Origin of the sequence: Bradyrhizobium tropiciagri (assembly GCF_001189845.1) — a bacterium.
Taxonomy (GTDB): Bacteria; Pseudomonadota; Alphaproteobacteria; order Rhizobiales; family Xanthobacteraceae; genus Bradyrhizobium; species Bradyrhizobium tropiciagri.
This window is the reverse complement of record NZ_LFLZ01000074.1, coordinates 32,801-42,959: the sequence shown is the minus strand read 5'-3', so window position 1 is coordinate 42,959 and position 10,159 is coordinate 32,801. Positions and strand designations below refer to the sequence as shown.

The window sequence follows — 10,159 nt, the reverse complement described above, 5'->3', positions numbered from 1 at the left end:
GGCGGTCAACGAAGAACTCGCGGAAGCTCCCCCTCACCCGGAATTCAGGCTGCGCTTGAATTACGACCTCTCCCCGCAAGCGGGGCGAGGTGAAGACCACGGCGTCAGAACGGGCTGATCGAGAAATAGCGCAGCCACAGATCGGTGAAGCGGCCTTTTTCCCAGATCCGGAACAGCGCCCAGTTCAGCGACTGCCGCAGCAGGTCGTTGCCCTTGCGCACGGCGATGCCGACGCCCTCGCCGAAATAGCGGCTCTCGACGAAGGGGCCGCCGGAAAAGGCGCAGCATTCGGCGGAATCGGTGCCGTTGATCCAGAACGCGAGCGAGATCGCATCGCCAAAGATGAAGTCGACCTCGCCGCGGCGCAGCGCCGCGCGCAGCGCGTCGTTATCCGGATAGGAGTGGATCTCGGCGTCGGTGAACATCGCCTTGAGGTAGGCCTCGTGCGAGGTGCCGGCGATGACGCCGACCTTCTTGCCCTCGAGATATTCCGGGCGGATTTCCGGCATCACATTGTCGCGGCGCGACACGAAGCGGGCCGGCGCGCGGTAATAGGGATCGGTGAAATCGACCTTGGCGCGCAGCTGCGGCGTCACCGCCATCGACGCGATGATGGCATCGCCCCGGTTGGTCGCCAGCGCATCGATCAGGGTCTCGAAGCGCCGCATCTGGATGGTGCAAGTGACCTTGATCTCGTCGCAGAGCGAGCGCGCCAAATCGACATTGAAGCCGGCCGGATTGCCGTCCGGACCGGTGAAGTTGAACGGCGGATAGTCGGTCTCGGTCAAGAAGCGGATCACGGTGAGCCGCGACAGGTCCGGACGGTCCGGGCGGCGCCGCGGGTCCCAGAAGCCGGGCACCGCCTGCGGCGCGGCCTCAGCGGCCCTGGCCGGTTGGTTCGGTGCCGACGGAGCGGCGGCTGCCGGGGGCGTCGCGGGCGCACCGGTACGGGGGCGGGCTTTGCCGGCGAGGCCGGTGCGGGGGCGATCTTGGCTGCTGGTGCCTGCGGCGCGGCCGCCGGAGGTGTCTGCCCAACTGCCGGCCCCGCCACGGCCAGCATGGCGGCCGTCATCATTGCTGCGGCCAGGCGAAGCTGGCGCGAGCGGACGGCAAGGGGCTGGGCAGACGGATTTGGCATAACCGGCAATATCAGGAAATTGAACGGCTTATAGACCATCCGGCGCCCGATGCGAGCGCCGAATGGGTTAATTCTGGGCCGGAAATGGCGGTCAGAGATACCGTTTGAGATCGGCGGCCGCCTCTTCCGGCGTCCGTTTCAGATTGAACGGCGCGACGAAATGGCCGTCGCGGTCCATCAGATAGATCAGCGCGGTGTGATCCATCGTGTAGTCGCCATCCTTCAGCGGCACCTTCTTGGCGTAGACCCGGTAGCTCGACAGCACCTTGGCGATCGCTGTGGGATCGCCGGTCAGGCCCTTGAGGTGCGGATCGAAGCTCGACAGGTAGTCCTTCATCGCGGTGGCGGTGTCGCGCTCCGGATCGACCGAGACGAAATAGGCATTCACGCGATCGGCGTCCCTGCCCATCGCCTTCAGGACCTCGGAAATCTCGAACAGCGAGGTCGGGCAGATGTCCGGGCAATGGGTGAAGCCGAAGAAGATCAGCGTCGGCTTGCCCTGGAGGTTCTTGTCGGTGACGATCTGGCCGGCCTGGTCGGTCAGCTGGAACGGCCCGCCGATCGCGGCCGGCGCTGCGACGGTGCGCAAGCCGCCGACCGCCCACAACATGAGGAACAGGCCGACCGCCAGACTGCCCGCGAAGGCAGCGAAGATCACCAATGGGCGAGTGGTCCGGGGCATGATGCAGGGGCGTCCTTGTCAGAAGCAGGCGGCGATGCCGGCCGTGATCATTTCGAAAAACACCGCGGTCCCGTAGTGGAACCAGAGCGCGGCGGCGGCGAGCAGGGCCAATCCGCCGATGCCGGCAGCGCCCCACAGGATCGCGGACGCCACCCGGCCCTGCGGAGCCGTGACAAGCTCGGATCGGGTGGCGATCGGCTGAACCATGCGGTTGAGATAAGCCGGGTTCCCCCAGCCAGCAAGCGCAATGGCGGTCGCATTCCGTCAAATGATAGCGAGGCGATGTCCGCCGCGAACCCAGTCATGCCCGGCGCACCGGCCATGACGCGAGAGGATGTTGGACCGGGATCAGCAGCTCAGTGAGCGGGCTCAGCGGTCGCCTTGGGCGCCGAGGCCTGGGCGTTGAGATAGCACGGCTTGTACAGTGCCTGCAGTTGCTTGCCGCGCAGGAAGATCATGTGCCGGGTCAGGCCACCGCGATCGGTGATCCATTTGCGCACCGCCGGCGGGTACATCAGGTACAGCATATGGGTGGCTTCAGGATTGGGCACCGGGCGGCCGTTGTCGCCGTAATCCCAGGCAGCATGGAAGCCGAGCGTGGCGTGCGAGGTCACACAGATCCGGTCATGCGGGACCTTGCCGAGCACGATGGTGCAGGCCGAGGCGCACAGCCCGTCGATGATCACGGTCTCGCCCGATGTGCGCAGGTCCTGATACCTGTCGACATAGACCCCGATCTTGCCGCCACGATCGTCGGCGATCCTGACCACTGCTTGAGACGCCCCCATTCCCGCCAGCAGGAGAACCGCAGCGAGCAACCCCGTCAGCAACTTCATTGGCCTGCCCCAAGTCGAAACCGAATCTGTTGGTCTTGTGATGCAAGATTGGCGTGAGCGTGTTGCGCGCGCAGATTTTTGTCCAGACGAGCGAAGCCGGTCAAAACAAATTCAAATTGGGTGTTGCGCCGACGCTGCAGTGACGTGGGGAAAAGGTCCCAAACTGGAACAACTTGCCGCAACCATTTGGTGCCTCGCCGCCACAGGCAAGGTCCATTTGGCGTTGACCGCACACAACGACGCGGTCTTGAATCGCAACGGGACGGGGGACATCAAAATGGCTGACGATGCAGATGTGATCGTGATCGGCGCCGGACTTGCCGGCCTGGTCGCCGCGACCGAAATCGCCGACGCAGGCAAGCGCGTCATCGTGCTCGACCAGGAAGGGGAACAGAGCATCGGCGGCCAGGCCTTCTGGTCGTTCGGCGGCTTGTTCCTGGTCGATTCGCCGGAACAGCGCCGGCTCGGCATCAAGGACTCGGTCGACCTCGCGCTGCAGGACTGGATGGGCACCGCGGGTTTCGATCGTGACGAGGATCACTGGCCGCGCAAATGGGCCGAAGCCTATGTCGCGTTCGCGGCGGGCGAGAAGCGCGACTGGCTGCGCGCGATGGGCCATCGCATCTTCCCGGTGGTCGGCTGGGCCGAGCGCGGCGGTTACGATGCGATGGGTCACGGCAATTCGGTGCCGCGCTTCCATGTCACCTGGGGCACCGGCCCCGGCATCGTCGAGCCGTTCGAGCGCCGCGCGCGCGAGGCTGCGAAGAGCGGACGGCTGATATTCAAGTTCCGCCATCGCGTCGATGCACTCAGCGTCAGCAACGGTACCGTCGATGGCGTGAGCGGCGCGATCCTGGAACCATCCGGCGTCGAACGCGGCAAGAGTTCCTCGCGCAACGTGGTCGGTGATTTCTCTCTGCGTGCACCGGCAGTGATCGTCGCCTCCGGCGGCATCGGCGGCAACCATGATCTGGTGCGGCAGAACTGGCCGCAGCGGCTCGGCGCGCCGCCGACCTTCATGATCTCCGGCGTGCCCGAGCACGTCGACGGCCGCATGATCGGGATCACCGAGCAAGCAGGCGGCCGGCTGATCAACCGCGACCGCATGTGGCACTATGTCGAGGGCATCCAGAACTGGAACCCGATCTGGCCGCGTCACGGCATCCGGATTCTTCCGGGGCCATCGTCGATGTGGTTCGACGCATCAGGCAAACGGCTGCCGGCGCCGCTGTTCCCGGGCTCCGACACGCTCGGGCAACTGCATTACATCATGGGCACCGGCTACGATTATTCGTGGTTCATCCTGACCCAGAGCATCATCAAGAAGGAGTTCGCGCTGTCGGGCTCCGAGCAGAACCCCGACCTCACCGGCAAGAGCTGGCGCATGACGGTCAAACGCGCCACCAACAAGGGCGCGCCGGCGCCGGTCGAGGCCTTCAAGCAGCACGGCGCCGACTTCATCGTGCGCGACAATCTCGCCGACCTCGTCGGTGCCATGAACAAGCTTGTTGGCAACGACCTGTTGCAGTTCGACGCCATCAGGACGCAGATCGAGGCGCGCGACCGCGAGATCACCAATCCCTACGTCAAGGATGCGCAGGTGATGAACCTGCACAATGCGCGGCGCTACATCGGCGACCGGCTGATCCGGACCGCGAAGCCGCACCGGATTCTCGATCCCGCGCACGGGCCGCTGATCGCGGTCAAGCTCAACATCCTCACCCGCAAGACGCTCGGCGGCTTCGAGACCGATCTGGATTCACGCGTGTTCGGCAGGGATCATCAGATCATCCGCGGACTCTACGCAGCCGGCGAAGCCGCCGGCTTCGGCGGCGGCGGCGTGCACGGCTATCGCTCGCTGGAGGGAACATTCCTCGGCGGCTGCCTGTTCTCGGGCCGCAACGCCGGGCGCGCGGCGGCGAAGGCGGTGGGTTAACGCAATCCCCTCGCCACGGAAGAGACGGCGAAACGAAAATGAAAAAGCCCGCCGGGTTTGAGCCGCCGGCGGGCTCTTGTCATTGAGTCCGAATGTCCTGAGCGATCCTGGCGCTCACGCCAACTTGGTGAAGAGCGTGAGAATGCCGTTGCTGAGATTGACGGCGACAACCTGTGCCGAGCTCAGTCCCTTCGCCTTGAGCGCGGATGTCGCTTCCGTAGACGCGTCGATGGAACCGCGCAGGCTCTTCAGGTCTTCTTCGCTTGCCTTTGCGATGACAGCCTCGACCCTTGACCGGACTTCGGGCTTCAATTCCTTGACGTCCACGACCTGTATGGTCTTGATCGTGGCGGGTTGGTCAGACTCGGCCTGCGACGGCGTGTTCGGTTGCGTTCCCTGCGTTTGCGCCCAGGCAGGAGTTCCAAGCGAGAGCGCCGCAACGATGATCGACGCCGTAGAGATGCGGATGCGCATGAGCATTCCTTGTGTTGATGACCCCCAACATCCCGCGACAACGACCGTTCCTTGCTTAAGGTTCCGGCCGGAAACGCTCCAGTGCAGCATGAAGTGATGGGACCGTCGCATGGGGCGCTGCCAAAATATCGAAAAACAACCCCATGCAAAGCAGCCGGGTGGCCGACGTTCGACCGGGAACTTGACACGTCGGGCAACTCAGGGGCACACTTCTAATATTCAGAAATTGCGCAGGCGTCCCTCCCCCAAGGCCGGTGCATATGAAGGCTGTCGCATATGGCATTTGCGGGCTGCATTTGACGCTTCCACGTCGCAGGCGGGAGGGAACACGCCTTGGTTCGCGGCCATGGCTTCCCCATCTTGCTGCAAGGCGCGTAGTCATCTTCGTCGATGTCCGGTTCGCGCGGCGCCACATTTCGGGTCGGCCGAGGACCTTCAAAACTGCCGTTCTCATGAGATACTCCCATGCGGCTCCATTGCCTTGGCTTTCCGGGCTTCTCGCCAATTTGCGAAGCGCTGGACCACGACGAAGAACGCCGGCACGAACAGTACGGCCAGACAGGTCGAGGCGATCATGCCCGAGAATACCGTGATGCCGATCGACTTACGGGCGCTTGCGCCGGCTCCGGTCGCAAGCACCAGTGGCACCACGCCGAGAATGAAGGCAAAGGACGTCATCAGGATGGGCCGGAAGCGGGCGCGGGCCGCAGCGACCGCCGACTCGATCAGCGGCTTGCGGTCGCGCACGTGATGCTCGAGCGCCACCTCGACGATCAGGATCGCGTTCTTCGCCGATAGCGCGATCAGCAGAATGATACCGATCTGGGTGTAAAGATTGTTGTCGATCCGCAGGCTTGAGAGCACAAGCATCGGCCCAAGCAGCGACAGTGGCACGGCCAATATGACCGAGATCGGCGCATACCAGCTCTCATATTGTCCGGCAAGCACGAGATAGACCAGCAGCAGCGCGAGGCCGAACACGATGTATATCTGCCCGCCGACCGCCTTCTCCTGGTACGACATCGCCGTCCAGTCATAGCCGGTGCCCGGCGGCAACGTCCTGGCGGCGATCTCTTCCATCAGCGCCATCGACTGGCCGGAGCTGTAACCGGCCGCCGGCAAGCCGATGATGGTTGCAGACGGATAGAGATTGTAGAGGCTGATCAGCGAGGGCCCTACCGACGGCGTGACCTTCGCAACAGTCCCAATCGGAATCATGTCGCCATTGCTGTTGCGCACCATCATGTTGTCGATATCGCGGACGGTCAGACGGAATTTCGAATCCGCCTGGGCGTAGACCTGGAAGGTGCGGCCGAACTTGGTGAACTGGTTCACGAAGCTCGCGCCGAGATAGGATGACAGCGTCGAGAAGATCTGGTCGGGGGTGACATGCAGTGTCTCGCACTTGATGCGGTCGACCTCGACATCGAACTGCGGCACCATCGAGCGGAACGACGACGAGACGCGCTGCAGCGCGCTCTGCGTCTGCGCATTGGCCACGATTGCGCCGGTGACCGCTTGCAGTTTGCCATAGTCGGCGGTGCCGTCGCGCAGTTCGACCTGCATGGCAAAGCCTGCGGCATTGCCGATGCCTTGAATCGGCGGCGGCGGAATCACCAGGATCCGCGCTTCCGGGATCGCCGCAAGCTTCTCGTTGAGCCCGATGACCAGCGAGCGCAGGTCCTCGCCGGGCCCCCGCGAGTCCCAGTCCTTCAGCATCACATACGCGACGCCGGCATTGGCAAGGCTCGACGAGTTGTCGAGTGCGGAGATGCCGGCGATGGAGACCACGTTTTCGACGCCGGGCGTCTTCCCGGCGATCTCGGTGACCTGGTCGAGCACGCGCTGGGTGCGGTCGAGCGCGGCGCCGTCGGGCAGTTGCACGGCGGCGAGAAGATACCCCTGGTCCTCGATCGGAATGAAGCCGGTCGGTATCTGCGACAGGCCATAGCCGGCGAGCCCGATGAGGATCAGCGCGATCAGGACCGCGGCGCAGGCGTGCCGGACGATGCCTCCGATCAGCCTGGCATAACCGCGCTCCAGGCAGGCATAGACGGCATTGAAACCTCGATAGAAGACGTTGCGCCGTTCCGGCGGCACCGGACGGCGCAGCCACAAGGCGCATTGCGTCGGCTTCAGCGTCGCGGCATTCACCGCGCTGAGCAGCGCGGTTGCCGCGATCACCAGCGCGAACTGCGCGTACATCCGCCCGGTCAGCCCCGGCAGGAAGGCCGCCGGCAGGAATACCGAGATCAGGACCAGCGTGATGCCGACGATCGGCGCGAACAATGCGTCCATCGCCTTGATCGCGGCATCATGGCTGGACATGCCGCGCTCGATATTTTGCGCCGCGCCCTCGACCACGACGATCGCGTCATCGACCACAATGCCGATTGCGAGCACTATCGCAAACAAGGTCGACAGGTTAATGGTAAAGCCGAGCGCCGCCATCGCGGCGAACGCACCGATGATGGTGACCGGCACGGTGGTCGCCGGCACCAGCATCGCACGCCAGTCCTGCAGGAACACCAGGATCACCACCAGCACCAGCAGGCCCGCTTCGATCAGGGTCTTGTAGACTTCGATAATGGAGGCGTTGACGAATTTGGTAGTGTCGAACGGCGTGTCATATGTAACGTCGCGCGGAAACGCCTTTGCCAGCTCCGCCATCTTCGTCTCGACCGCCTTCTCGACCTCCAACGCGTTGGCGCCCGGCGTCTGAAACACGCCGATGCCGATGGCGGGCTTGTTGTCGAGCGAGAAGACCTGGCTGTAGGTCTGCGCGCCGAGCTCGACTCGACCGACGTCGCGCACCCGTGTCACGTCGCCATTGTTGCCGCTCTTGACGATGATGTTCTCGAACTGGCTCGCATCGTCGAGACGGCCGTTGACGTTGAGCGTGTACTGGAACGCCTGCCCCGCCGGAGCTGGTGGCGCGCCGACCTGGCCCGCAGTAACCTGCTGGCTCTGCTGCTGGATCGCCTGGATCACATCCTGCGGCACGAGCCCTCGCGCCTGCAGCTTGTCGGGATCGAGCCACACCCGCATCGAATACTGTCCGGCGCCGAACACCGTGACGTTGCCGACGCCTGGCAGCCGCGACAGCTCGTCGCGGATATTGATGGTCGCGTAGTTGGAGAGGAACAGGCTGTCATAGGTCTTGTTCGGCGAGGTCAGCGTCACGAACGAAAGGATCGAGGTCGAGTTCTTCTGAACCGCGACGCCCTGGTCCTGCACCGCCTGCGGCAGTTGCGACAGCGCGGCCGACACCCGGTTCTGCACCAGCACCTGCGCGAAGTTGAGGTCTGTTCCGATCTTGAACGTGACCGTGAGCGTATAGGTGCCGTCGGCGCCGCTATATGACTGCATGTAGAGCATGTTCTCGACACCGTTGACCTGCTGCTCGATCGGCAGCGCCACGGTGTCGGCCACCGCCTTGGCCGAGGCGCCGGGGTAGCGCGTCGTCACCTGCACGGTCGGCGGCACCACGTCGGGGTATTGCGCGACCGCGAGATTGTACAGCGCCACGCCGCCGATCAGGATCATCAGGATCGCGATGACGTTGGAGAGGACCGGCCTCTCGATGAAGTATTTCGAGATCATCGTGTTCCCCTATTCGGATACGTCGATCTTCCGCAGTTGCGGATCGACCTTCTGACCGGGAATCGCGCGCAGCAGCCCGGCAGTGATGACGCGGTCGTCCGGACTCAGGCCGCTTTCGATGACCCGCAGATCGCCCTCGCGCGGGCCGGCAGCCACCTTGCGCTGCTCGACCAGATTGTCGTTGTTCACGACCAGGACGTAGCGTCCGGCCTGATCGCTGCCGAGCGCGACATCAGGCACCAGCAACGCGTCCTGCTTGTCGAAGGGCACGCGGACCCGGACGTAAAAGCCCGGCAGCAAAGCGTGGTCGGGGTTGGAGAACACGCCGCGCGCCGCGAGCGTGCCGGTCGACTGGTTGAGGGAAGGCGAGACGTAGTCGAGCTTGCCCTTATGCGGATAGCCGATATCCGTCTGCAGCCCCACCTCGACCGGCACTTGGTTGAGGTCGTCCGCTGTCATGCCGCGCCGCCGCATCACATCGCGAATTCGCAGAACGTCCTGTTCGTTGACGTTGAAATTCACATAGATCGGATCGAGCGCCACGATGGTGGCCAACTGGGTCGGCGACCCCACACCGACGAGCTCGCCGACCGAGACGAGGTGATTGCTGACGATGCCGTCAAATGGCGCCGCGACATTGGTGTAGCCGTAATTGATTTCGGCGATCTTGGCGTTGAGCTCGGCCTGCCGCCGGCTCGCCTGGGCGTTGTCGCGTGTGGCCGTCGAGACGTCGAGCGTCGACTGCGCGACGTCGTCCTTCTGGACCAGGGTCGCCTGCCGCTGGAAATCGAGCTGAGCCTGTTTCAGCGTCGCCTGCCCGCCGGCTTCCGCGGCTCGCGCCTGCTCGAGCTGGAGCTCGTAGGTCTGCGGCTCGATCGTGAACAGGCTGGCGCCTTGCTTAACGAAAGCGCCGTCCTTGTAATTGATCGATTGCAGGAAGCCTTGCACACGCGCGACCAGGTCGACGGTGTTTATCGGCGCCAGATTTCCGGTCGTCTCCAGATAGCGCGTGAAGGTCTTTTGAACGGGGTGCGCGACCTCGACGACGCGCGGCGGCGGCGGAACGAACGTGTTCTGCTCGCACCCCGTGAGCAGAACACCAGCCGTCAAAGCGAGAAGACTGCGCCGACTAAAAGCAATGCTGTTTTTCATTTGGAGAACTCCAAAGGGTGATTCCCGTGGCCGTGAGACAGTTGACGTCGACGATCGATCCTCTTCGCTTCCAGAAGCGCCGCCCGTCCGATGGACTTCAGTTCTCTTTTCAATTTCTTGCCGCTCTGCGCCGCCTCGAGTAGCCGGCTGGCGACATGGGTACGGATCGTGACTGCGTCCGCAGCAACGCCCTCGCAAACTTCACTGTGGATGGAGCGCAGGACAAAAACCATCTTCGGGCCGAGACTCATGACGCGTATCGATCTGATGTGAGGAAGAAACCGCTGCTCGTCTGCCGGCGCCTTCATTCCGGCAGACGAGAGCGACGCTGGTGGGTT

8 protein-coding genes and 1 pseudogene are annotated in these 10,159 nt (G+C 63.8%); 1 reads left to right on the top strand and 8 read right to left on the bottom strand.

Translation table 11 applies throughout. The features are described 5' to 3' along the window. Window positions 1–104 precede the first annotated feature (104 nt). The 4 genes and pseudogenes from AKN84_RS36770 to AKN84_RS36755 form a co-directional block, all read right to left on the bottom strand. Window positions 105–941: pseudogene (locus tag AKN84_RS36770) on the bottom strand (ABC transporter substrate-binding protein); the annotation flags it as partial. Window positions 942–1,229: 288 nt separating this feature from the next. Beyond that, complete coding sequence (locus AKN84_RS36765; protein ID WP_050425301.1) at window positions 1,230–1,820, bottom strand: SCO family protein; 591 nt, start codon at window positions 1,818–1,820, stop codon at window positions 1,230–1,232. Window positions 1,821–1,838: 18 nt separating this feature from the next. Then, window positions 1,839–2,027 (bottom strand): hypothetical protein, encoded by a 189-nt coding sequence (locus AKN84_RS36760; RefSeq protein ID WP_050425300.1) that lies wholly within the window; start codon window positions 2,025–2,027, stop codon window positions 1,839–1,841. A 149-nt stretch (window positions 2,028–2,176) separates the two neighbouring features. Further along, entirely contained in the window at window positions 2,177–2,656 is a 480-nt protein-coding gene (locus AKN84_RS36755) for a hypothetical protein (protein WP_050425299.1), read from the bottom strand. Window positions 2,657–2,933: 277 nt separating this feature from the next. Here AKN84_RS36755 and AKN84_RS36750 point away from each other — a divergent pair, with 277 nt between their 5' ends. Beyond that, the gene (locus AKN84_RS36750) at window positions 2,934–4,592 is read left to right on the top strand and encodes an FAD-binding dehydrogenase (RefSeq protein ID WP_050425308.1); all 1,659 of its coding nucleotides are present in this window, start codon (window positions 2,934–2,936) and stop codon (window positions 4,590–4,592) included. Between the two features lie 114 nt (window positions 4,593–4,706). On the opposite strand, the gene AKN84_RS36745 is transcribed toward AKN84_RS36750, so the two are convergent. The 4 genes from AKN84_RS36745 to AKN84_RS36730 all read right to left on the bottom strand — a co-directional run bounded on the left by AKN84_RS36745 (window position 4,707) and on the right by AKN84_RS36730 (window position 10,072). Further along, on the bottom strand, window positions 4,707–5,066 hold the full coding sequence (locus tag AKN84_RS36745) for a hypothetical protein (protein WP_050425307.1): 360 nt from the start codon (window positions 5,064–5,066) through the stop codon (window positions 4,707–4,709). Window positions 5,067–5,516: 450 nt separating this feature from the next. Further along, window positions 5,517–8,669, bottom strand: coding sequence for an efflux RND transporter permease subunit (locus tag AKN84_RS36740; protein WP_050425298.1), 3,153 nt, complete (start codon window positions 8,667–8,669; stop codon window positions 5,517–5,519). Window positions 8,670–8,678: 9 nt separating this feature from the next. Beyond that, the gene (locus AKN84_RS36735) at window positions 8,679–9,821 is read right to left on the bottom strand and encodes an efflux RND transporter periplasmic adaptor subunit (RefSeq protein WP_050425297.1); all 1,143 of its coding nucleotides are present in this window, start codon (window positions 9,819–9,821) and stop codon (window positions 8,679–8,681) included. Then, entirely contained in the window at window positions 9,818–10,072 is a 255-nt protein-coding gene (locus AKN84_RS36730; protein WP_128971484.1) for a hypothetical protein, read from the bottom strand. Before AKN84_RS36730 ends, AKN84_RS36735 begins: the two co-directional genes overlap by 4 nt. Window positions 10,073–10,159 lie beyond the last annotated feature (87 nt).